This window comes from Candidatus Sodalis pierantonius str. SOPE (genome assembly GCF_000517405.1).
Taxonomy (GTDB): domain Bacteria; phylum Pseudomonadota; class Gammaproteobacteria; order Enterobacterales; family Enterobacteriaceae; genus Sodalis_C; species Sodalis_C pierantonii.
Genome location: NZ_CP006568.1, coordinates 3,661,544 through 3,683,879, shown reverse-complemented (window position 1 = coordinate 3,683,879; position 22,336 = coordinate 3,661,544). Strand labels below are relative to the sequence as shown.

The 22,336-nt window shown below is 58.1% G+C and carries 18 protein-coding genes; 16 read left to right on the top strand and 2 right to left on the bottom strand.

The genetic code is table 11. From position 1 onward, the window contains the following. Positions 1–26 precede the first annotated feature (26 nt). Positions 27–2,501 (bottom strand): bifunctional uridylyltransferase/uridylyl-removing protein GlnD, encoded by a 2,475-nt coding sequence (gene glnD, locus SOPEG_RS18340; protein WP_025246442.1) that lies wholly within the window; start codon positions 2,499–2,501, stop codon positions 27–29. Positions 2,502–2,611: 110 nt separating this feature from the next. Then, the gene (gene map / locus SOPEG_RS18335) at positions 2,612–3,406 is read right to left on the bottom strand and encodes a type I methionyl aminopeptidase (protein WP_025246441.1); all 795 of its coding nucleotides are present in this window, start codon (positions 3,404–3,406) and stop codon (positions 2,612–2,614) included. A gap of 338 nt (positions 3,407–3,744) precedes the next feature. On the opposite strand from map, the gene rpsB reads away from it, so the two are divergent. From rpsB to dnaE, 16 genes are all read left to right on the top strand, one after another. Then, positions 3,745–4,470, top strand: a complete 726-nt coding sequence (gene rpsB / locus SOPEG_RS18330) for a 30S ribosomal protein S2 (RefSeq protein ID WP_038469044.1) — start codon at positions 3,745–3,747, stop codon at positions 4,468–4,470. Between the two features lie 115 nt (positions 4,471–4,585). Then, the gene (gene tsf, locus SOPEG_RS18325; protein WP_025246439.1) at positions 4,586–5,443 is read left to right on the top strand and encodes a translation elongation factor Ts; all 858 of its coding nucleotides are present in this window, start codon (positions 4,586–4,588) and stop codon (positions 5,441–5,443) included. 140 nt (positions 5,444–5,583) lie between these two features. After that, a complete protein-coding gene (gene pyrH / locus SOPEG_RS18320) occupies positions 5,584–6,309 on the top strand; it encodes a UMP kinase (protein ID WP_025246438.1) in 726 nt (241 codons plus the stop codon). A gap of 68 nt (positions 6,310–6,377) precedes the next feature. Continuing rightward, a complete protein-coding gene (frr, locus tag SOPEG_RS18315) occupies positions 6,378–6,935 on the top strand; it encodes a ribosome recycling factor (RefSeq protein WP_025246437.1) in 558 nt (185 codons plus the stop codon). Between the two features lie 155 nt (positions 6,936–7,090). Beyond that, positions 7,091–8,332 (top strand): 1-deoxy-D-xylulose-5-phosphate reductoisomerase, encoded by a 1,242-nt coding sequence (gene ispC / locus SOPEG_RS18310; protein ID WP_025246436.1) that lies wholly within the window; start codon positions 7,091–7,093, stop codon positions 8,330–8,332. 151 nt (positions 8,333–8,483) lie between these two features. Next, entirely contained in the window at positions 8,484–9,245 is a 762-nt protein-coding gene (gene ispU / locus SOPEG_RS18305; RefSeq protein WP_025246435.1) for a (2E,6E)-farnesyl-diphosphate-specific ditrans,polycis-undecaprenyl-diphosphate synthase, read from the top strand. A gap of 9 nt (positions 9,246–9,254) precedes the next feature. After that, positions 9,255–10,109 carry a phosphatidate cytidylyltransferase gene (gene cdsA, locus SOPEG_RS18300; protein WP_025246434.1) on the top strand — a complete coding sequence of 285 codons (855 nt, stop codon included), beginning with the start codon at positions 9,255–9,257 and terminating at the stop codon, positions 10,107–10,109. 19 nt (positions 10,110–10,128) lie between these two features. Next, positions 10,129–11,484: a sigma E protease regulator RseP gene (gene rseP / locus SOPEG_RS18295; protein WP_025246433.1), complete on the top strand. Its 1,356-nt coding sequence runs from the start codon at positions 10,129–10,131 to the stop codon at positions 11,482–11,484. A 37-nt stretch (positions 11,485–11,521) separates the two neighbouring features. Further along, on the top strand, positions 11,522–13,948 hold the full coding sequence (bamA, locus tag SOPEG_RS18290; protein WP_025246432.1) for an outer membrane protein assembly factor BamA: 2,427 nt from the start codon (positions 11,522–11,524) through the stop codon (positions 13,946–13,948). A 142-nt stretch (positions 13,949–14,090) separates the two neighbouring features. Continuing rightward, positions 14,091–14,588 (top strand): molecular chaperone Skp, encoded by a 498-nt coding sequence (gene skp / locus SOPEG_RS18285; RefSeq protein WP_025246431.1) that lies wholly within the window; start codon positions 14,091–14,093, stop codon positions 14,586–14,588. 3 nt (positions 14,589–14,591) lie between these two features. Next, entirely contained in the window at positions 14,592–15,614 is a 1,023-nt protein-coding gene (lpxD, locus tag SOPEG_RS18280) for a UDP-3-O-(3-hydroxymyristoyl)glucosamine N-acyltransferase (protein ID WP_025246430.1), read from the top strand. Positions 15,615–15,764: 150 nt separating this feature from the next. After that, complete coding sequence (fabZ, locus tag SOPEG_RS18275; RefSeq protein WP_025246429.1) at positions 15,765–16,220, top strand: 3-hydroxyacyl-ACP dehydratase FabZ; 456 nt, start codon at positions 15,765–15,767, stop codon at positions 16,218–16,220. A 4-nt stretch (positions 16,221–16,224) separates the two neighbouring features. After that, positions 16,225–17,013, top strand: coding sequence for an acyl-ACP--UDP-N-acetylglucosamine O-acyltransferase (gene lpxA / locus SOPEG_RS18270; RefSeq protein ID WP_025246428.1), 789 nt, complete (start codon positions 16,225–16,227; stop codon positions 17,011–17,013). A 2-nt stretch (positions 17,014–17,015) separates the two neighbouring features. Then, positions 17,016–18,164, top strand: coding sequence for a lipid-A-disaccharide synthase (gene lpxB, locus SOPEG_RS18265; protein WP_025246427.1), 1,149 nt, complete (start codon positions 17,016–17,018; stop codon positions 18,162–18,164). A 23-nt stretch (positions 18,165–18,187) separates the two neighbouring features. Beyond that, positions 18,188–18,784, top strand: a complete 597-nt coding sequence (gene rnhB / locus SOPEG_RS18260) for a ribonuclease HII (protein WP_025246426.1) — start codon at positions 18,188–18,190, stop codon at positions 18,782–18,784. Between the two features lie 58 nt (positions 18,785–18,842). Further along, positions 18,843–22,325, top strand: coding sequence for a DNA polymerase III subunit alpha (dnaE, locus tag SOPEG_RS18255; RefSeq protein ID WP_025246425.1), 3,483 nt, complete (start codon positions 18,843–18,845; stop codon positions 22,323–22,325). Positions 22,326–22,336 lie beyond the last annotated feature (11 nt).

The window sequence follows — 22,336 nt, the reverse complement described above, 5'->3', positions numbered from 1 at the left end:
AATGGGAATTCATAACGTTACTTGTATCACATTTTATCGTTTGGATTGAGCGCCTCTGTCAAGCGCTGCCGCAATTCCGCCTGCATTGCCGGGCTGAGGGCGCGGCGGTCGCCGCCCGCCAGAATGAATAAATCCTCCACCCGCTCGCCGATGGTTGAGATACGTGCGCCGTGCAGCGAAATGCCCAAATCGACAAAGACCTCGCTGACGCGAGCCAGTAGTCCCGGCTGGTCGAGCACCACGAAGGTATCCATCGCCATGCCGTCCCGGTTGGTGAAAATCTGCGCGTCGTGCACGCTCAGATTACGGCGATCCAGCTCGCCCGTCACCGCGGCGAACAAATAGGGACGGTCCTGATTACGAATGAAAATCTCGGTGCCGCCGCGGGTGGCCTGTGGGCTAATCAGCACCAGCGGTTCGTCGCGGCCGTGCAGCACCATATGGCGCGCATGCCAGGCCAGCTGATTGGGGGTATGGCGCAGGAAATAGTCGGCGCGGCACCGGCTCCAAATTTCTTGCAGGCGGTGTTCGTCGATCCCTTCCATGCGCAGTAGCGCCAGCGCCTGGCGACGGTTGTGACGCACCCGCGCCCGAACATCCGGCGTGACATGCATACCGCGACGCAACTGCTTTTCGGTGGCGAAAAACAGCTCGCGCAGCAGGCTTTGTTTCCAACTGTTCCACAGCGTTTCGTTGGTGGCGCAAATATCCGCCACCGTCAGGCACAGCAAATAGTGCAGGCGGCTCTCGCTTTGCATTTCGCCGGCGAACTGCACCAGCACGTCCGGGTCCTGAATATCCCGCCGCTGGGCGGTGACCGACATGACGAGATGGCTTTCCACCAGCCAGGCCACCAGTTGAGCATCCTCGGCGGGCAAATCGTGCAGCGCCGCGAATTCCAGCACGTCGCGGGCGCCGAGCTGGGAATGATCGCCGCCGCGCCCTTTGGCGATGTCGTGAAATAGCGCCGCCACCAACAATAAGTGCCGCTGGCCCAGGCGCGGAAACAGCTCCACGCACAGCGGATGGTACGGCCGCTGGCTGTCGTCGGCGAAACCTTCCAGCTTCAGCAATACCCGAATGGTATGTTCATCGACGGTGTAGGCATGGAACAGGTCAAATTGCATCTGACCGACGATATTGCTCCATTGCGGCATATAGGCCCACAGCACGCTGTGTCGATGCATCGGCAGCAGAGCGTGTTTCACCGCACCCGGTTGATGCAAAATCTGCATGAACGGCGCGCGCGCCTCCGGGATCGTGCATAGCTGCGCCTTCAGATGACGTCGGGCATAGCGCAGCTGGCGCAGGGTGGCCGAATAGATCCCTTCGATATGTTGATTACGCACCATCTGCCAGAACAGGCGCAAAATGGCCTGCGGCTGTCGGCTGAACAACGTCTCGTCGCGTAAATCAATGAGATTGCCGCACAGCTGAAACTCGTCGTCCAGCGGCTGCGGCTTTTCATCGGGCGCCAGCGCCAGGATAGCTTCATCAAACAGCTGCAGCAGCATTTGATTCAGCTCGCTGACGCGGCGGGTGACGCGAAAGAAATCTTTCATCATCCGCTCAACCGGCAGGTTGCCTTCTCCCTGGTAGCGCAACAGTTGCGCTACGCTCTGCTGGCGGTCGAACAGCAGGCGGTTATCGTAGCGGTTCAGCACCAGGTGCAGGGCGAAACGGATGCGCCAGAGGAAGCTTTGGCACTCGTTGAGTTCATCCCGCTCGGCGCGGGTAATGAAGCCGAAGCCCACCATTTCATCCATCGAGGTGGCGCCGAAATGGCGGTGCGCGACCCAGAGCAGCGTATGGATATCCCGCAGACCGCCGGGACTGCTTTTAATGTCCGGCTCCAGATTGTAGCTGGTGCCGTGATAGCGCAAATGACGTTCCTGCTGTTCCGCCAATTTAGCGGGGAAAAACGCCCGAGAAGGCCAAAAGTCATCGCTGAATAACTGCTTTTGCAGGGTAAGAAACAGCGCCAAATCGCCGCAGATCAAGCGCGATTCAATCAGGTTGGTCGCAACGGTGAGATCGGCGTGGCCCTCTTCCAGGCACTCGGCAATACTGCGTACGCTGTGGCCAACCTCCAGCTTCAAATCCCACAACAGCGTCAGCAGTTCGCTAATATGCTGTTGCAACGGCGGCGTCAGCGGCGCCTGGCTCAAAACCAGCACATCGATATCGGACAGCGGATGCAGTTCGCCGCGGCCGTATCCCCCCACCGCCACCAGCGCGGTGCGAGGCGCATGGGCAAACCCGTGGTAATACCACAACTGCAGTAATAACTGATCGATATACAGCGTGCGGGCATCCACCAGCGTTTCCGCCGTCTCGCCCGCATCGAAGGCGTCGGCCAGCCAGCGGTGGAACTCGTCCAGCCGCTCTTTTAAAAAAGGGCGGTTGAGGGCGTCATCCGGCCAGGTGAGGGGAGAGGACGGTTTAACCGGCGACCGGCGCGGCGCCGGCGGGCTGGTATATTGAAGGATCTGGTCCGGCATCGGGTTGCCCTGCATAGTGCGGCAGCCCGGCGCGAAAGCGGTCTTACCGGGGCTGGCGCGGAATTAACGCTTGCCGCCGTCCGGCATGGGGCCGGGGGCTGTAAGCGGTATCAGGCCGGGTGGTGGATCACTGTCGGCAGCGAGTCATCGGTACGCAGCGTCATGATTTCGCAGCCGTCATCGGTCACCACGATCGTATGCTCGTACTGCGCCGACAGACTGCGATCCTTAGTTTTCACCGTCCAACCGTCTTTCATGGTGCGGATGCGGTAGTCGCCGGCGTTGACCATGGGCTCAATGGTGAACGCCATGCCCGGCTGCAACACCACGCCGCCGTCGTCGGCGTCATAATGTAGTACCTGCGGCTCTTCATGAAAGCCTTCGCCGATGCCGTGGCCGCAATACTCGCGTACCATCGAGAAGCTTTCTGCCTCGACGAATTGTTGAATCGCTTTGCCGAGGGTGCGGAGGCGGATGCCCGGCCGGACCATGCGGATAGCCAGATAAAGGCTCTCTTTCGTTATCCGGCACAGCCGTTCGCCGAGAATGGTCGGTTTGCCGACGATAAACATCTTCGAGGTATCGCCGTGAAACCCGTCTTTAATGACCGTGACGTCAATATTCAGAATGTCGCCATCTTTGAGCTTTTTCTCATCGCTCGGAATACCGTGGCACACCACTTCATTCACCGAAATGCAGACCGATTTCGGAAAACCGTGGTAGCCGAGCGACGCGGAAACGGCATGCTGTTTTTCGGTAATGTGCTGGTGGCACAAACGATCCAGTTCGCCGGTGCTTACGCCGGGTTTAATATAAGGTTCAATCATTTCCAGCACCTCGGCGGCCAGCCGGCCGGCAACGCGCATTTTAGCGATATCGTCTGATGTTTTAATAGGAATGGCCATGTAGAGATCCACAGTCGGCGCCAGGGTCGACAATAAATAATATATGATAAATTAGCGAGTGGCATTAATGGTATCAGTACGGCTCGGCACTGCCAAATTATCATTTTTCCCGCCGCGCGAGGAAAACATTTGGTGGAGTCCGGGCGTGGTTTATGGTATAAAGCGCGCCGACGATAGGCGCCAGGTTTTTTAGCCGCGCGCCGTTCGTCGCAACGAAACTCAATTGTGTTATTACACACACGTATCGGCACATGCGCCGGGGTGCTCTGACCGCAAGGCCGGGGTCGGCCGTATGGGATACGTGGAGGCATAACCCCAAACTTACTTAGAGGTTTAACATGGCAACTGTTTCCATGCGTGACATGCTCCAGGCCGGTGTCCATTTCGGTCACCAAACCCGTTACTGGAACCCGAAAATGAAGCCTTTCATCTTCGGCGCCCGTAACAAAGTTCACATCATCAACCTGGAACAAACCGTACCGATGTTCAACGAGGCTTTGGCCGAGCTGAACAAAATCGCCTCGCGCAAAGGTAAAATCCTGTTTGTCGGCACCAAGCGCGCCGCAAGCGAAGCGGTAAAAGAAGCGGCCAACAGCTGCGATCAATTCTTCGTCAACCATCGCTGGTTAGGTGGGATGTTGACCAACTGGAAAACGGTTCGTCAGTCCATCAAGCGTTTAAAAGACCTGGAAACCCAGTCTCAGGACGGCACTTTCGAGAAGCTGACCAAGAAAGAGGCGCTGATGCGCACTCGTGAACTGGACAAGCTGGAAAACAGCCTGGGCGGTATCAAAGATATGGGCGGTCTGCCGGACGCGCTGTTTGTTATCGATGCGGAGCACGAGCACATCGCTATCAAAGAAGCCAACAATCTGGGCATTCCGGTTTTCGCTATCGTTGACACCAACTCCGATCCGGACGGCGTAGACTTCATTATCCCGGGTAATGACGACGCCATCCGCGCAATCAACCTGTACCTGATCGCCGTTGCGACTACCGTGCGCGAAGGCCGTTCTCAGGATCTGGCGGAACAGGTTGAAGAAAGCTTTGTGGAAGCTGAATAATAAGGCATGCTCTCAGGAGCCCTTATTAACCAAGTTTTAAATATGTTGGTTAGAGGGCCTGTCTTCAGGCCCTCTTTTTTACCTATCTCCAACACGGAATAACGAGGAACAGATAATGGCTGATATTACCGCCGCCCTGGTTAAAGAACTGCGTGAACGTACCGGCGCAGGCATGATGGAATGCAAGAAAGTCCTGGTTGAAGCGCAAGGCGATATCGAACTGGCTATCGACAACATGCGTAAGTCCGGCCAGGCGAAAGCCGCCAAGAAAGCGGGCCGCGTCGCGGCTGAAGGCGTCATCCTGACCAAAATCGCGCAGGACGGCAAATACGGCGTCATCATCGAGCTGAACTGTGAAACCGATTTCGTTGCCAAAGACGGCGGCTTCAAAGCCTTTGGCGACGAGGTCATCACCGCGGCGCTGAACGAACGCATCGCGGATGTTGAGGCCCTGAAGGCCAAATTTGAAGAAAAGCGCACCGCGCTGGTGGCTAAAATTGGTGAAAACATCAATATCCGCCGCCTGGGCGTTCTGGAAGGCGACGTGCTCAGCTCTTATCTGCACGGCGCGCGCATCGGCGTCATGGTTTCCGCCGCCGGCGTGGACGAGGAACTGGTGAAGCACGTCGCGATGCATATCGCCGCCAGCAAACCGGAATATGTCAACGCGGATGATGTGCCGGCCGACGTCGTGGCCCGTGAGCATCAAATCCAGCTGGACATCGCCATGCAGTCCGGCAAACCGCGTGAAATCGCCGAGAAAATGGTTGAAGGCCGTATGCGCAAGTTCACCAGCGAGATTTCTCTGACCGGCCAGCACTTCGTGATGGATCCGAGCAAGGCCGTCGGCCAGCTGTTGGGAGAACACGGTGCCAAAGTTAACAACTTCATCCGTTTTGAAGTGGGCGAAGGCATTGAGAAAGCCGAAGTCGATTTCGCCGCCGAAGTGGCCGCGATGGGTAAGCAGTTTTAATTAAGTTGTTCGGAACCGCCTGCAGGCGGTTCCGCTTTAATGAGCCGGAATAATGTCAGACGACGTGTGCCGCACTCATCAGCCGGGCGGGGCACCAGGTCAATTCCATCCTATGAAATCGCTCTCAAGGAACAGATCAAATGGCAACCAACGCAAAACCCATTTACCAGCGTATCCTGCTCAAATTGAGCGGTGAAGCCCTGCGGGGCGCCGAAGGTTTCGGTATTGATGCCAGCGTGCTGGATCGCATGGCCCAGGAAGTAAAAGAACTGGTGGAGCTGGGTATCCAGGTGGGCGTGGTCATCGGCGGCGGCAACTTGTTCCGCGGTGCGGGGCTGGCGAAGGCTGGCATGAACCGCGTGGTGGGCGATCATATGGGTATGCTGGCGACCGTCATGAACGGTCTGGCGATGCGCGACGCCCTGCATCGCGCCTATGTCAATGCCCGTCTGATGTCGGCGATTCCGCTGAACGGCGTCTGCGACAACTACAGCTGGGCTGAAGCCATCAGCCTGCTGCGCAATAATCGCGTGGTCATTTTTGCCGCCGGTACCGGCAATCCCTTCTTTACCACCGATTCCGCTGCCTGTCTGCGCGGTATTGAAATTGAAGCCGAGGCCGTGCTGAAAGCGACGAAAGTGGATGGCGTCTTTTCCGCCGATCCGGTAAAACATCCGGATGCTACACTTTACGATCAATTGAGCTATCAGGATGTGCTAGAGCAAAAATTGAAAGTCATGGATCTGGCCGCCTTTACCCTGGCGCGGGATCAAAATCTGCCGATTTGCGTGTTCAATATGAACAAGCCTGGCGCGCTGCGGCGGGTGGTAATGGGTGATAAAGAAGGCACCTTGATTACCAAGTAATGCATAACGGGGCCTGGCTACCCACCGCCACGGTCCGCCCGGATAACCAAGTCTCAAGGGTTCGCAACGTGATTAATGAAATCCGTAAAGATGCCGAGAATCGCATGGAAAAATGCGTCGACGCGTTCAAAAACCACATCAGCAAAGTCCGCACGGGCCGCGCTTCCCCGAGCCTGCTTGACGGTATTCAGATCGAATATTATGGCACGCTGACGCCGCTGCGCCAGCTGGCCAATATTGTCGCCGAGGATTCCCGCACTCTGGCTATCACCGTCTTTGACCGCGCGCTGGCGCCGGCGGTGGAAAAAGCCATTATGGCCTCCGATCTGGGGCTCAATCCCTCTTCCGCGGGTACGGTTATTCGCGTGCCGCTGCCGCCGCTGACCGAAGAGCGCCGCCGCGATCTGATAAAAGTGGTGCGCGCCGAAGCGGAGCAGGGCAGGGTGTCGGTGCGCAATGTCCGTCGCGATGCCAACGATAAAGTGAAGGCGCTGCTGAAAGACAAAACCATCGGTGAAGACGAAGACCGCCGTTCGCAAGACGAGATCCAAAAGCTGACCGATGCCTGGATCAAAAAGCTCGATAGCGCTTTAGCGGAAAAAGAAGCGGAATTAATGGAAATTTAATCCGCTGGCGAAGTAAAACGCCGCAGCGGCGCCTCCCTGGCGGGGTGCTGTCGCTGCGGTGTTTTTTTTGTTTGAGCCGCCATAGACAAAATGGCACCATCGTCTCAGACTAGATGTTTCCTTCATAATTCCAACGCGGTATAAAAAGTAACTTCATGCGGCATTTGACGATTCTTGGCAGTACCGGCTCCATTGGCGTCAGTACGCTGGCGGTGGTAAAGCACAATCCCGACCAATTCACCGTGCGCGCGCTGGTGGCCGGTAACAACGTTGCCCTGATGACCGTGCAGTGTCTGGCCTTTCGTCCCGACTACGCCTGTATGGCGGATGCCGCCGCGGCGCGGGCGCTCAAGGCCAACCTCGACGCGGCGGGTGCCGCCACCGCGGTGCTGTCGGGCGCGCAGGCCGCCTGTGAGCTGGCGGCGCTCGATGAGGTGGATACGGTCATGGCCGCGATTGTCGGCGCCGCCGGGCTGTCAGCGATGCTGGCGGCGCTACGCGCCGGCAAGCGGGTATTGCTGGCCAATAAGGAGTCGCTGGTCACCTGCGGCCGGCTGTTCATGAACGAGGCGCGCCGCCATCACGCCCTGTTGCTGCCGGTAGACAGCGAACATAGCGCGATTTTTCAGAGTTTACCTGAACCACTTCAGCGCGGGTTGGGTTACGCTTCCCTGATGGAACATGGCGTGTCGCGCATTATCTTGACCGGCTCCGGCGGCCCCTTTCGCCAGACATCGCTAGCCGAGCTGGCCATGATGACGCCGGAGCAGGCCTGCGCCCACCCCAATTGGTCGATGGGACGTAAAATATCGGTGGATTCCGCCACCATGATGAACAAGGGATTGGAATATATCGAAGCGCGCTGGTTGTTCAATGCCGCGGCCGAGCAGATGGAAGTGCTGCTGCATCCCCAGTCCATCATCCACTCCATGGTACGCTATACCGACGGCAGCGTGCTGGCGCAATTGGGGTCGCCGGACATGCGTACGCCGATCGCGCACGCCATGGCCTATCCCGAGCGTGTGCCCTCAGGGGTCGCGCCGCTGGATTTTTTACGCCTCGGCACGCTGAGCTTCGAGCAGCCGGACGCCGCCCGTTATCCCTGTCTGCAGCTGGCGGTCGACGCCAGTCAGTGCGGCCAAGCGGCGACCACTACGCTTAATGCCGCTAATGAAATCGCGGTAGCGGCGTTTTTGCGTGGCGATATCCGCTTTACCGATATTGCCGCCGTCAATCGGCGGGTGCTGGAGCAGGCCAACCAGCCCGAACCGGACAGCGTGGAAGCGGTGCTGTTCATCGACGGCCAGGCGCGGGAAATGGCGCGCCAAAGCGTCAGGTTTTACGGGGCGGTGACGCGACTTAGCGCCGCGACGGCTGATTTGTTCGTTGACCGGTAAAATGATATAGTCTGCGCCACTCATCCCGTCGATGAAGGCCAGCCGGGTAAAAACAGTGACAGGCCGTGTACGCACACGGCTTTTTTGCGCGTTCGGGGACCTTCGTTCCGGTAAGACGGTGGTATTCTTAGTGAGGAAATACGTAAGCGTGATGTCGTCCGAAAATCAGCAAAAGCCAAAAGCGTTGCCTCCCTCCTCACCACGCCATGTGGCTATTATTATGGATGGCAACGGCCGCTGGGCGAAAAGCCGGGGGAAATTACGTATCTTCGGTCACCAAGCCGGCGTCAAGTCGGTCCGCCGCGCGGTAAGCTTTGCCGTCAGCCATCATTTCGACGCGTTGACGCTGTATGCGTTCAGCAGCGAAAACTGGAATCGCCCCAGCCAGGAAGTTTCCGCGCTAATGGAGCTGTTCGTGCGGGCGCTGGACAGCGAAGTGAAAAGCCTGCACAAGCATAACGTCCGGCTGTGCATTATCGGCGACACCTCGCGCTTCGGTATGCGGTTGCAGGAACGTATCCGCCGCTCCGAGGCGCTGACCTGCAATAATGACGGGTTGACCCTGAATATTGCCGCGAATTATGGTGGACGTTGGGATATCATTCAGGGGGTGCGGCAACTTGCCGACCGGGTGCAAGAGGGCATCCTGCGTCCCGATCAGATAGATGAGGACGCCTTATGCCAGGTAGTCTGCATGAACGAGCTGGCCCCGGTGGATCTGGTGATCCGCACCGGAGGGGAACATCGCATCAGTAATTTCTTGCTGTGGCAGATAGCCTATGCAGAGCTGTTTTTTACCGACGTGTTATGGCCGGATTTTGACGACGCTGTTTTTGAAGGTGCGCTGAATGCTTTTGCTCAACGCGAGCGGCGTTTCGGTGGAACTACACCTAATGATGCCAACGCATCCTAGGGGGGATTTTTGCTGAAGTATCGCCTGATTACTGCTTTTGTCCTGATACCCATTGTTATCGCCGCACTGTTTTTGTTGCCGCCGATTGGATTCGCCCTGGTTACCCTCGCGGTGTGTATGCTGAGCGCCTGGGAATGGGGGCTGCTTGCGGGACTGGCCTCCCGCCGCCAGCGCATCTGGCTTGCCATACTCTGTGGCCTGCTGCTGGCGCTGATGATGCTCACCGTACCGGCCTACCGGCCGTTCGTGACCGTCTGGCAGGCGCAATATGCCCTATGGGCCGCCCTGGTCTGGTGGCTAGCGGCGCTGTTGCTGGTATTGTGCTATCCCCGTTCCGCCACGCTTTGGCGCGACTCCCGGCTACTGCGGCTGGCGTTCGGTATCCTGACCATTTTGCCCTTTTTCTGGGGCATGCTTGCGCTGCGTCAGCACCATTATGATATTAACCATACCGGTGCCTGGTGGCTATTGTATGTCATGGTGCTGGTCTGGGGCTCAGATTCCGGCGCCTACATGTTCGGGCGCGCGCTCGGTCGTCACAAGCTGGCGCCGAAGGTCTCGCCCGGCAAAACCTGGGAGGGGCTGGTGGGCGGTCTGGTCACTTCTGCGGTGATAGCCTGGCTGTTCGGCAAATATTCGCCCCTTGACGCGGCACCGCTTACGCTGCTGATTTGCTCGGTTGTCGCGGCGCTGGCGTCGGTGCTGGGTGATTTAACCGAAAGTATGTTCAAACGGGAGGCCGGTATCAAGGACAGCGGCCATTTAATCCCCGGCCATGGCGGCATTTTAGATCGCATAGACAGTTTGACCGCCGCGGTGCCGGTGTTCGCCTGTCTGATGCTGCTGGTCTTTAACGCTATCTGAGTCGAGACTGGGAGCGCTTATGCTGCACTTTTTCTGGAGTCTTGCCGCGTTCATCGTCGCGCTGGGCGTATTGATCACGGTGCATGAGTTCGGCCATTTTTGGGTGGCCCGCCGCTGCGGCGTGACGGTGGAACGTTTTTCCATCGGCTTCGGGCGTGCGCTGTGGCGCCGGCGTGACAAACGCGGCACGGAGTATGTTATCGCCGCCATTCCCCTGGGCGGCTATGTCAAAATGCTGGACGAGCGGGTAGACACCGTCGCGCCCGAGCGTCGTCATGAAGCATTCAACCATAAGACCGTCTGGCAGCGCGCCGCGATTATCGCCGCCGGGCCGGTGTTCAACTTCCTGTTCGCCATTTTCGCCTATTGGCTGGTGTTTCTGATAGGTGTGCCGAGCTACCGGCCGGTTATTGGCGATGTTGCCCCCCATTCCATCGCGGCGCAGGCCGAAATTTCTCCCGGTATGGAACTTAAGTCAGTTGACGGTATCGAAACGCCTGATTGGGATTCAGTTCGCCTGCAGCTTATCGATAAGATTGGCGACGGCGAAACCACCCTTGGCGTCGCGCCGTTCGGCGCCGCGCAGAGCGAGCGGAAAACGCTGGATTTGCGCGGCTGGCAATTCGAGCCGAACAAGCAAGACGCCATCGTTGCCCTGGGCATTATTCCCCTCGGTCCGCGCATTGAGCCGGTGCTTGCCGAAGTCCAACAGGGGTCGGCCGCGATGAAAGCCGGTTTGCAAGCCGGCGACAGGATCGTTAAAGTCGATGGTCAGCCGGTCGCCGCATGGCAGCTGTTTGTGACCCAGGTACGTGATAATCCCGGCCGGCCGCTGCAAGTCGGCATTGAACGGCAGGGCAGCGCACTGGATATCACCCTGCGGCCCGACAGCAAGCCGGTGGGCAAAGGGGAAGTGGAAGGTTTCGCGGGCGTCGTGCCGAAGATAATCCCGCTGCCGGCGGAATACAAAACCGTGCGGCAGTACGGTCCGCTCCCGGCCCTGGCCCAGGCCGGCGAAAAAATCTGGCAGCTGATGCGGCTTACGGTCAGTATGTTAGGCAAATTGGTAACCGGGGATATTAAGCTGAACAATCTGAGCGGGCCGATTTCCATCGCCCAGGGCGCAGGGATGTCAGCGGAATACGGTTTGATTTATTACCTGATGTTTCTGGCGCTGATAAGCGTCAATTTAGGGATTATCAATCTGTTCCCGTTACCGGTGTTAGATGGTGGCCATTTGCTCTTCCTGGCGATAGAAAAGCTCAAGGGAGGGCCGGTGTCCGAACGAGTGCAGGACTTTAGTTATCGTATCGGCTCGATTTTGCTGGTGCTGCTAATGGGTCTGACCCTTTTCAATGATTTCTCCAGGCTATGATAGCCTGAGATTATGTTAGGAAGAACGCATAACCACGATGGCGATGAAAAAATTGCTCATAGCGTCGCTGCTTCTTAGCAGCGCCACCGTATACGGTGCAGACGGGTTCGTAGTGAAGGACATTCATTTCGAAGGGCTGCAACGGGTCGCCGTCGGTGCGGCGTTACTCAGTATGCCGATCCGTGTCGGCGACACGGCGACCGATGAAGATATCGGCAATACTATCCGCGCGCTCTTCGCTACCGGAAACTTTGAGGATGTCCGGGTGCTGCGTGACGGAGATTCACTGGTTGTACAGGTCAAGGAGCGCCCGACCATTGCCAGCATTACCTTCTCCGGCAACAAAGCGGTGAAGGAGGAGATGCTCAAGCAAAACCTGGATGCCCAGGGCGTTCGGGTCGGCGAGGCCCTTGACCGCACCACCATTTCCAATATCGAAAAAGGCCTTGAGGACTTCTGCTACAGCGCCGGTAAATACAGCGCCACGGTGAAGGCGGTGGTCACGCCGCTGCCGCGCAACCGCGTCGATCTGAAGCTGGTGTTTACCGAAGGCGTCTCGGCCAAGATTCAGCAAATCAACATTGTCGGCAACCATGCTTTCACCACCGATGAGCTGATTTCACGCTTCCAACTGCGCGATGAAGTGCCGTGGTGGAACGTGGTGGGCGATCGTAAATACCAAAAACAAAAGCTGGCCGGCGATCTCGAAACTCTGCGCAGCTTTTATCTCGATCGCGGTTATGCCCGCTTCAATATCGATTCTACGCAGGTTAGCCTGACGCCGGACAAAAAGGGCAGCTACATCACCCTGAACATCACCGAAGGTGCGCAATACAAGCTGTCCGGCACGGTGGTCAACGGCAACATGGCCGGCCACTCCGCCGAAATCGAGCAGTTGGCCAAGGTGCAGCCGGGCGAACTGTACAACGGCGCCAAGGTCACCAAGATGGAGAACGACATCAAGCAATTGCTGGGTCGTTACGGCTATGCCTATCCGCGCGTGGCAACGCAGCCGGAAATCAACGACGCGGACAAAACGGTCAAGCTGCACGTCAGCGTCGATGCGGGCAACCGGTTCTACGTGCGCCACATACGCTTTGAAGGCAACGATATCACCAAGGACTCGGTGCTGCGCCGCGAAATGCGCCAGATGGAAGGCGCCTGGCTCGGCAGCAATCTGGTCGGTCAGGGTAAAGAGCGCCTCAATCGTCTGGGCTACTTTGAAACCGTGGATACCGAAACCCAGCGCGTGCCCGGTTCGCCGGACCAGGTAGACGTGGTCTACAAGGTGAAAGAGCGCAACACCGGCAGCATCAACGTCGGCGTCGGCTTCGGGACCGAGGGCGGCGTCAGCTTCCAGTTCGGTATCCAGCAGGATAACTGGCTGGGGACCGGTAACTCCGTCGGCTTTAGCGGCACCAAGAACGACTACCAGACCTATGCCGAGCTGTCGATGACCGATCCGTATTTTTCGGTGGATGGCGTCAGCTTGGGCGGTAAGATCTTCTACAACGACTTCAGCGCCGACGACGCGGATCTGTCTGATTATGATCTGCGCAGCTACGGCGTGGGCACCAGGCTGGGCTTCCCCATTAGCGAAAACCATTCGCTGAATTTCGGGCTGGATTACGTGCATGACGATCTGACCAATATGCAGCCGCAGGTGACAATGTGGCGCTATCTGAACAGCGTCGGCATCAATCCTAAGGTGGTTACCACCAATAAGGCGGACAGCGACGCCGATTTCAGCGCCGATGATTTCTTCTTATCTATGGGCTGGCGCTACAACAATCTGGACCGCGGCTATTTCCCCACCGCCGGTTCGCGCGCCAGCTTGACCGGTAAGGTGACGGTGCCCGGTTCCGATAACGAATATTACAAAATTACCTTCGACGCCAGCCACTACATCCCGCTTAGCGAAAGCGGCAACTGGGTGCTGATGGGCCGGGCGCGCGCCGGCTACGCCGACGGTCTGGGCGGCAAGGATGTGCCGTTTTACGACAACTTCTATGCCGGCGGCTCCAACACCGTGCGCGGTTTCCGTTCCAATACCATTGGTCCGAAAGCGGCGTATTATAAGTGCAATAGCGGCAATACCCGCTATAGTGATTGTCCGGTGAACAAATCCAGCGATGCCGTGGGCGGTAACGCGATGGCCATCGCCAGCGCCGAACTTATCGTACCGACGCCGTTCCTGAGTGAGAAGTATGCCAACTCGGTGCGCACCTCGCTGTTCGTTGATGGCGGCACCGTTTGGGACACCGGCTGGCAAAATACCAGCGCGACCCGCGCCGCCGGTATTCCCGACTACAGCGATCCGGGCAATATCCGTATTTCCAGCGGTATCGCCCTGCAGTGGATGTCGCCGCTGGGGCCGTTGGTGTTCTCTTATGCGCAGCCGGTCAAGAAATACGACGGCGACAAGTCAGAGCAGTTCCAGTTTAATATTGGTAAAACGTGGTAATATGACACGGGATGATAGGCAGGTAAGGAGCAGGGCGACAGAGGCATTGACGTAGGATCAAGATGTTGCGTGCAAAGCAGGTTTACACTGTCGCCTGGCTTTACAATGAAGCAAAACACAATGAGAGGTTAAGGAGTTTATAGTGAAAAAGTGGTTATATGTCGCGGGCCTGGGTTTAGCACTCGCTACCTCCACCGTCGCGCAAGCTGCCGATAAAATTGCTGTGGTTAACGTCTCCAGTATTTTCCAGCAGTCGCCGCAGCGTGCCGTGGTCGCTAAACAGCTCGAAAATGAATTCAAGGGTCGCGCCACCGAACTTCAGTCTATGGAACGCGATCTGCAAACCAAGATGCAGCGTCTGCAGCGTGACGGTTCCACCATGAAAGCCAGCGAGCGTAGCTCACTGGAGAAATCGGTGATGGCGCAGCGCGAGATCTTCTCCACCAAAGCGCAAGCGTTCGAGCAGGACAACCGTCGCCGCCAGACGGAAGAACGTAATAAAATTCTGAGCCGTATTCAGGACTCGGTGAAGAGCGTTGCCACCAAGGAAGGCTATGATGTCGTTATCGATGCTAACGCCGTCGCTTATGCCAGCAACGCCAAAGACATTACCGCTGACGTTCTGAAACAGGTCAAATAAGTCATGTCTTTAATTCGACTGGCTGATCTAGCACAGCAGTTGGATGCACAATTGCACGGTGATGGCGAGATCGTCATCACCGGCATTGCCTCCATGGGCAGCGCGCAAGCGGGCCAGATTACGTTTCTCTCGGACAGCCGCTTTCGTGAAAAACTCTCTTCCTGTCAGGCGTCGGCGGTGGTGCTCACCGAAGACAGTCTGCCTTTCTGCACCGGCGCCGCGCTGGTGGTTAGTAATCCTTACCTGACTTACGCCCGCATGGCGCAGCTGATGGACACCACGCCGAAGCCTGCCGAGGATATCGGCGCGAGCGCGGTTATTGCGCCTGACGCGACCCTGGGACAGCGGGTGGCGGTGGGCGCTAACGCCGTGGTAGAATCCGGCGTGGTGCTAGGGGATGACGTGATAATCGGCCCTGGCTGTTTTGTCGGCAAGAACACCCGCATTGGCGCCGGCACGCGCTTATGGGCTAACGTCACCGTTTATCACGACATCGTCATCGGCGAGCGTTGTCTGATCCAATCCGGCACCGTTATTGGCGCCGATGGTTTCGGCTATGCCAACGATCGCGGCAACTGGATCAAAATTCCGCAGCTGGGCCGCGTCATTATCGGCGATCGGGTTGAAATCGGCGCCTGCACCACCATCGATCGCGGCGCGCTGGACGATACCACCATCGGCAACGGCGTGATTATCGATAATCAGTGCCAGATTGCACATAACGTGGTTATTGGTGACAATACCGCGGTCGCCGGCGGCGTTATTATGGCGGGCAGTCTGACCATCGGTCGCTATTGCATGATTGGCGGCGCGAGCGTCATTAATGGCCATATGGCCATTTGCGATAAAGTCACGGTGACCGGCATGGGCATGGTTATGCGCCCGATAACCGAACCCGGCGTATACTCCTCCGGGATCCCGTTACAGCCGAATAAAGAGTGGCGTAAAACCGCCGCGTTAGTCATGAATATCAGCGATATGAGCAAGCGGATGAAAGCCATCGAGCGAAAATTAGCAAAAAACTAATCGCTCCCGCCCCTTATAAAGGATAATGCGCGTCGAGGCTTCTAAGCCCGGCGAGCCATTATTATATTCGCGGCCTGCTTGTTTTATCCTGCCGGAATTAAAGCAGGCCGTGTTGTTAATGCCACGTTTTTTAAAGACAGGAAGAGTATTTTGACTACTGACACTCATACTCTGCATATTGAAGAGATATTAAAACTGCTGCCCCACCGGTTTCCGTTTCTGCTGGTGGACCGCGTGCTGGATTTCGAGAAAGGGAAGTTTCTGCGGGCGGTGAAGAATGTTTCCTTCAATGAACCGTTTTTCCAGGGTCATTTCCCGGGCAAACCGATTTTTCCTGGGGTGTTAATCCTGGAGGCCATGGCTCAGGCGACGGGCATTCTGGCGTTCAAGAGCGCGGGTAAGCTGGCGCCGGGTGAACTCTATTATTTCGCCGCCATCGATGAAGCGCGTTTTAAGCGTCCGGTGCAGCCGGGCGATCAGATGATCCTCGAAGTTGAATTCATTAAAGAGCGTCGCGGCGTCGCGCGCTTCAAAGGTGTTGCCAAAGTTGATGGCGAAGTGGCTTGCGAAGCGTCAATGATGTGCGCCCGTCGCCGGGAGGCCTAAATACGTGATTGATCAATCCGCCTTTATACATCCCAGCACCATCGTGGAAGAGGGCGCTATTATCCATGTCGGCGCGCATGTCGGCCCGTTCTGCGTTATCGGGCCGCAGGTCGAAATCGGCGCGCGCACGGTGCTGAAGTCCCACGTGGTGGTGACCGGTATTACCCGCATCGGTGAAGATAACCAGATTTATCCGTTCGCCTCCCTTGGCGACGTCAATCAGGATCTGAAGTATGCCGGGGAGCCAACGCGGGTCGAAATCGGGCACCGCAACCGGATTCGGGAAAGCGTGACCATTCATCGTGGCACGATACAAGGCGGAGAAGTGACTCGCGTCGGCAGCGACAATTTGCTGATGGTGAATGCCCATGTCGCCCACGACTGCGCGGTGGGCGACCGCTGCATCATGGCCAATAATGCCACGCTCGGCGGCCATGTGGCGGTGGACGATTACGCCATTATCGGCGGCATGACCGCGGTGCATCAGTTCTGTGTCATTGGCGCCCACGTCATGGTCGGCGGCTGTTCCGGCGTTGCCCAGGATGTACCGCCTTTCGTTATCGCCCAGGGCAACCACGCCACACCGTTCGGCCTGAACATTGAAGGGCTGAAGCGCCGCGGTTTCGATCGCGCCGCGCTTCACGCGATCCGCGCCGCTTATAAAATTATTTACCGCAGCGGCAAAACCCTCGACGAAGCCAAACCGGAGCTGGAAGCGCTGGCGCAGGAGCATCAGGTGGTAAATACCTTCCTGGACTTCCTGTCACGCTCGCAGCGCGGTATCATCCGCTGATTATGTCGGCACGTCCCATTACCATCGGTCTGGTAGCCGGAGAGACCTCCGGCGATATTCTCGGCGCCGGTCTGATACGCGCCCTGCGCGGCCATCTACCGGAGGCCCGCTTTGTCGGTGTCGCCGGCCCGCGCATGCAGGCGGAAGGAATGGAAGCCTGGTACGACATGGAAGAATTGGCGGTAATGGGTATCGTCGAGGTGCTCGAGCGCCTGCCGCGGCTGTTGCGCATCCGCCGCGATCTGACTCGCCGCTTCGCTGCGCTGCGGCCCGACGTTTTTGTCGGTATCGACGCGCCGGATTTTACGATTACCTTGGAAGGCCGCCTCAAGCGGCGTGGCATCCGCACTATTCATTACGTTAGCCCTTCCGTCTGGGCCTGGCGGCAAAAGCGGGTGTTCAAAATCGGCCGCGCCACGGATAATGTGTTGGCTTTCCTGCCGTTTGAAAAGGCGTTTTACGACCGCCACCATGTCCCCTGCCAGTTTATCGGCCATACGCTGGCGGACGTCATGCTGCTCGATCCGGATAAAGCCGCCGCGCGGCAGAAGCTGGGCATTCCCGCCACCGCGCGCTGTCTGGCGCTGCTGCCGGGCAGTCGCCACAGCGAGGTGGCGATGCTGAGCGCGGATTTTCTGCGCGCCGCCGAGAAGGTGAGCCAGCGTTTCCCAGGGCTAGAGATTGTCGTGCCGTTGGTGAATCCGGCCCGGCGGGCGCAGTTTGAGCATGTCAAGGCGGAGATGGCGCCGGCGTTGTCGGTCAGGCTTCTGGACAATCAGGCCCGTCAGGCGATGATTGCCGCTGATGCCGCCCTGTTGGCCTCCGGCACCGCGTCGCTTGAGTGTATGCTGGCCAAGTGCCCCATGGTGGTGGGCTACCGCATGAAGCCGATGACGTTCGCGCTGGCGTGGCGGCTGGTGAAAACCCAGTGGGTGTCGCTGCCCAATTTGCTGGCCGGGCGTGAGCTGGTCAAGGAATTATTGCAGGAGGCGTGCCGGCCGGACGCGCTGGCGGCGGCCGTCATCGAGCTGCTCGACGATGATGCCGAGCGCGCGGCGCTGCTGGCCACGTTTCGCCAATTGCATCAGCAGATTCGCTGCAACGCCGATGAACAGGCGGCGCGCGCGGTGCTGGCGCTGATTAACCGATAATACTCTTGCAGGTAGTGATACGCATGACGGAACCTTTTATCTATCCTGTGGCGACGCTTATCGCCGGCGTCGACGAAGTCGGGCGCGGGCCTTTGGTGGGGGCGGTGGTGACCGCCGCCGTGATCCTGGATCCCGCCCGGCCGGTGGCGGGGCTGGCGGACTCGAAAAAGCTAAGTGAAAAGCAGCGCGAGGCGTTGTATGAGGACATCACCCGCCACGCGCTGGCCTGGAGCGTGGGCCGCGCCGAAGCCTATGAAATTGACCAGATCAATATTTTTCAGGCCACGCTGCTGGCGATGCAGCGGGCGGTCGCGGGTCTGGCCGTCGCGCCGGATTTTGTACTGGTGGACGGCAACCGCTGCCCCCTGCTGCCTATGCCTTCACAGGCGGTAGTGAAAGGCGATAGCAGGGTGGCCGAAATCAGCGCCGCCTCCATCATTGCCAAAGTGACCCGCGATCGGGAGATGGCCGCGCTGCACCAGCAGTTCCCCGAATATGGTTTCGCCCAGCATAAGGGGTATCCCACCGCTTTCCATTTGGAAAAGCTGGTGCTGCATGGGGCGACCGTGCATCATCGACGAAGCTTTGCTCCGGTCCGGAGGTTGCTGGAGCCGGCATGAACCTGGCATTGTCGCGCGGCGCGATCGTCGCGCCAACACTTCACATCGGGTAGCATCTATGGCCGAACCACGTTTTATTCACCTGCGCGTACACAGCGACTATTCCATGATCGATGGGTTGGTCAAAGTCGGACCGTTGGTAAAAAAAGCCGCGGCTCTGCATATGCCGGCGCTGGCCATCACGGATTTCACCAATTTATGCGGCCTGGTTAAATTTTACGGCAGCGCCCACGGCGCCGGCATCAAACCGATTATCGGCGCGGATTTTTTCGTACAAAGCGAGATGCTGGGCGATGAACTGGCGGAATTGACCATTCTGGCGGCCAATAATGTGGGCTATCAGCACCTGACCCTGCTGATATCGGACGCCTACAAACGCGGCTACGGCGCCGCCGGGCCGGTCATCGATCGCGACTGGCTGATTGAGCATAACGAGGGATTGATTCTGCTCTCCGGGGCGCGCAAAGGGGATGTCGGTAAATACTTGATGCGCGGTAATATGCCCCAGGTGGAACAGTGCCTGGCGTTTTACGAGCGCTATTTCCCCGACCGCTATTATCTGGAACTCATCCGCACCGGCCGGGCGGACGAAGAGAGTTACCTGCACGCCGCGGTGGAGCTGGCGGCGCGTCGAGGCCTACCGGTAGTGGCCACCAACGATGTGCGCTTTACCAGCGCGGATGATTTCGACGCCCACGAGATCCGGGTGGCGATACACGACGGCTTTACCCTCGATGACGCCAAGCGGCCGCGCAATTATAGCCCGCAGCAGTATATGCGCAGCGAGGAGGAGATGTGCGAGCTATTCGCCGATCTGCCGGAAGCGCTGGCCAACAGCGTGGAAATCGCCCGGCGCTGCAACGTCACTATCCGCCTCGGCGAGTATTTCCTGCCGCAGTTTCCGACCGGCGAAATGTCCACCGAGGATTATCTGGTCAAATGCGCGCGCGAAGGCCTGGAGGAGCGGTTGGCATTCCTGTTTCCCGATGCCGATAGGCGGCGCGAGCATCGCCCGGCCTACGACGAACGTCTGGACATCGAACTGCAGGTGATAAACCAGATGGGGTTCCCGGGATACTTCCTGATAGTGATGGAGTTTATCCAGTGGTCGAAGGATAACGGCGTACCGGTCGGACCGGGGCGCGGATCTGGCGCGGGCTCGCTGGTGGCCTATGCGCTGAAAATCACCGATCTTGACCCGCTGGCGTTCGATTTGCTGTTTGAACGTTTCCTGAACCCGGAACGCGTATCGATGCCGGACTTCGACGTCGACTTCTGTATGGAGAAGCGCGATCTGGTGATAGATCACGTGGCCGAGACCTACGGTCGCGACGCGGTTTCGCAAATTATCACCTTCGGTACCATGGCGGCCAAAGCGGTCATCCGCGACGTCGGCCGGGTGCTGGGCCACCCTTACGGTTTTGTGGATCGCATTTCCAAATTGGTCCCCCCCGATCCCGGCATGACGCTGGAAAAAGCCTTCGTCGCGGAGCCGCAATTGCAGGCCATCTATGACGCCGACGAAGAGGTCAAAGCGCTGATTGATATGGCGCGCAAGCTCGAAGGTGTCACGCGCAACGCCGGCAAACACGCCGGGGGCGTGGTGATCGCGCCCACCAAAATCACCGATTTCGCGCCGCTTTATTGCGATGCCGAAGGCAACCATCCCGTTACCCAGTTCGATAAAAACGATGTGGAATATGCCGGCCTGGTGAAGTTTGACTTCCTCGGCCTGCGCACCTTGACCATCATCAACTGGGCGCTGGAAATGATCAACGCCCGCCGCGCCCGGCAGGGTTTGGAGCCCATCGATATCGCGGCTATCCCGCTGGAGGATAAGAAAAGCTTCGATATGCTGCAGCGCTCTGAAACCACGGCGGTATTCCAGCTGGAATCGCGCGGCATGAAGGATCTGATAAAGCGCCTGCAGCCCGACTGTTTCGAGGATATGATCGCGCTGGTGGCGCTGTTCCGGCCCGGTCCGCTGCAATCGGGCATGGTGGACAACTTTATCGACCGCAAGCACGGCCGCGAAGCCATCTCCTATCCCGATATCGAGTGGCAACATCCCTCACTGCAACCGGTGCTGGAGCCGACTTATGGCATCATCCTTTACCAGGAACAGGTGATGCAGATAGCCCAGGTGCTGGCGGGCTATACCCTGGGCGGCGCGGATATGCTGCGCCGCGCGATGGGGAAAAAGAAGCCGGAGGAGATGGCCAAACAGCGCTCGGTATTCAAAGCCGGAGCGGAAAGTATCGGCGTCGACGGCGAACTGTCGATGAAGATCTTCGATCTGGTGGAAAAATTCGCCGGCTACGGCTTTAACAAATCCCACTCCGCCGCCTATGCGCTGGTGTCGTATCAGACGCTGTGGTTGAAAGCCCATTATCCCGCCGAGTTCATGGCGGCGGTAATGACCGCCGATATGGATAACACCGAAAAGGTCGTGGGGCTGGTGGACGAATGTCTGCGTATGGGCCTGAAGGTCCTGCCGCCGGATATCAATAGCGGCCAGTACCATTTTCACGTCAACGAAGAGGGCGAGATAGTCTACGGCATCGGCGCCATTAAAGGCGTGGGGGAAGGCCCTATTGAAGCCATTATCGAGGCGCGCAATCAGGACGGCCATTTCCGTGAGCTGTTTGATTTGTGCGCGCGCACCGATATCAAAAAGCTCAATCGTCGCGTGCTGGAAAAGCTGATAATGTCCGGCGCTTTCGACCGCCTGGGGCCGCACCGCGCCGCGCTGATGAACTCTCTCGGCGACGCGCTCAAGGCCGCCGATCAGCATGCTAAAGCCGAGACCATTGGTCAGGGCGATATGTTCGGCGTGCTGGCGGAGGAGCCGGAAGCGGTGGAAGCCTCCTACAGTACCGTGGCGCCATGGCCGGAGCAGGTGGTGCTGGACGGCGAGCGGGAAACGCTTGGCCTGTACCTGACCGGGCATCCCATCACCCAATATCTGCGCGAGATTGAACGCTATGCCGGCGGGGTGCGCCTGAAGGATATGCACCCCATCGATCGCGGCAAAATGGTGACCGCGGTGGGGCTGGTGCTCTCCGCGCGGGTGATGGTCACCAAGCGGGGCAACCGGATCGGCGTTTGTACGCTAGACGATCGTTCCGGCCGGCTGGACGTGATGCTGTTCACGGATGCACTGGAAAAATACCAGTATTTACTGGTAAAAGACCGTATCCTTATCGCTCAGGGACAGGTCAGCTTTGATGATTTCAACGGTAGGTTTAAGATGACCGCCCGTGAATTGATGGATATTAGCGAAGCACGTGAAAAATATGCGCGCGGGCTTGCTATCTCGCTGATCGACAGGCAAATTGATGACCAGCTATTAAACCGTCTCCGTTTATCGTTGGAACCGCATCGATCGGGGACGATTCCAGTGCATCTTTATTATCAACGGCAAGATGCGCGCGCGCGGCTGCGCTTTGGGGCAACCTGGCGGGTGACGCCGACCGACCGTTTACTGAATGACTTGCGAACACTTGTGGGAAATGAACAGGTGGAACTGGAATTTGACTAATATAGGAATAC

Bases quoted from the DNA above. Each gene is read 5' to 3' on its own strand.
- glnD (WP_025246442.1), bottom strand. From the start codon at position 2,501: ATGCCGGACCAGATCCTTCAATATACCAGCCCGCCGGCGCCGCGCCGG.
- map (WP_025246441.1), bottom strand. From the start codon at position 3,406: ATGGCCATTCCTATTAAAACATCAGACGATATCGCTAAAATGCGCGTT.
- rpsB (WP_038469044.1), top strand. From the start codon at position 3,745: ATGGCAACTGTTTCCATGCGTGACATGCTCCAGGCCGGTGTCCATTTC.
- tsf (WP_025246439.1), top strand. From the start codon at position 4,586: ATGGCTGATATTACCGCCGCCCTGGTTAAAGAACTGCGTGAACGTACC.
- pyrH (WP_025246438.1), top strand. From the start codon at position 5,584: ATGGCAACCAACGCAAAACCCATTTACCAGCGTATCCTGCTCAAATTG.
- ispC (WP_025246436.1), top strand. From the start codon at position 7,091: ATGCGGCATTTGACGATTCTTGGCAGTACCGGCTCCATTGGCGTCAGT.
- ispU (WP_025246435.1), top strand. From the start codon at position 8,484: ATGTCGTCCGAAAATCAGCAAAAGCCAAAAGCGTTGCCTCCCTCCTCA.
- rseP (WP_025246433.1), top strand. From the start codon at position 10,129: ATGCTGCACTTTTTCTGGAGTCTTGCCGCGTTCATCGTCGCGCTGGGC.
- bamA (WP_025246432.1), top strand. From the start codon at position 11,522: ATGGCGATGAAAAAATTGCTCATAGCGTCGCTGCTTCTTAGCAGCGCC.
- lpxD (WP_025246430.1), top strand. From the start codon at position 14,592: ATGTCTTTAATTCGACTGGCTGATCTAGCACAGCAGTTGGATGCACAA.
- lpxB (WP_025246427.1), top strand. From the start codon at position 17,016: ATGTCGGCACGTCCCATTACCATCGGTCTGGTAGCCGGAGAGACCTCC.
- rnhB (WP_025246426.1), top strand. From the start codon at position 18,188: ATGACGGAACCTTTTATCTATCCTGTGGCGACGCTTATCGCCGGCGTC.
- dnaE (WP_025246425.1), top strand. From the start codon at position 18,843: ATGGCCGAACCACGTTTTATTCACCTGCGCGTACACAGCGACTATTCC.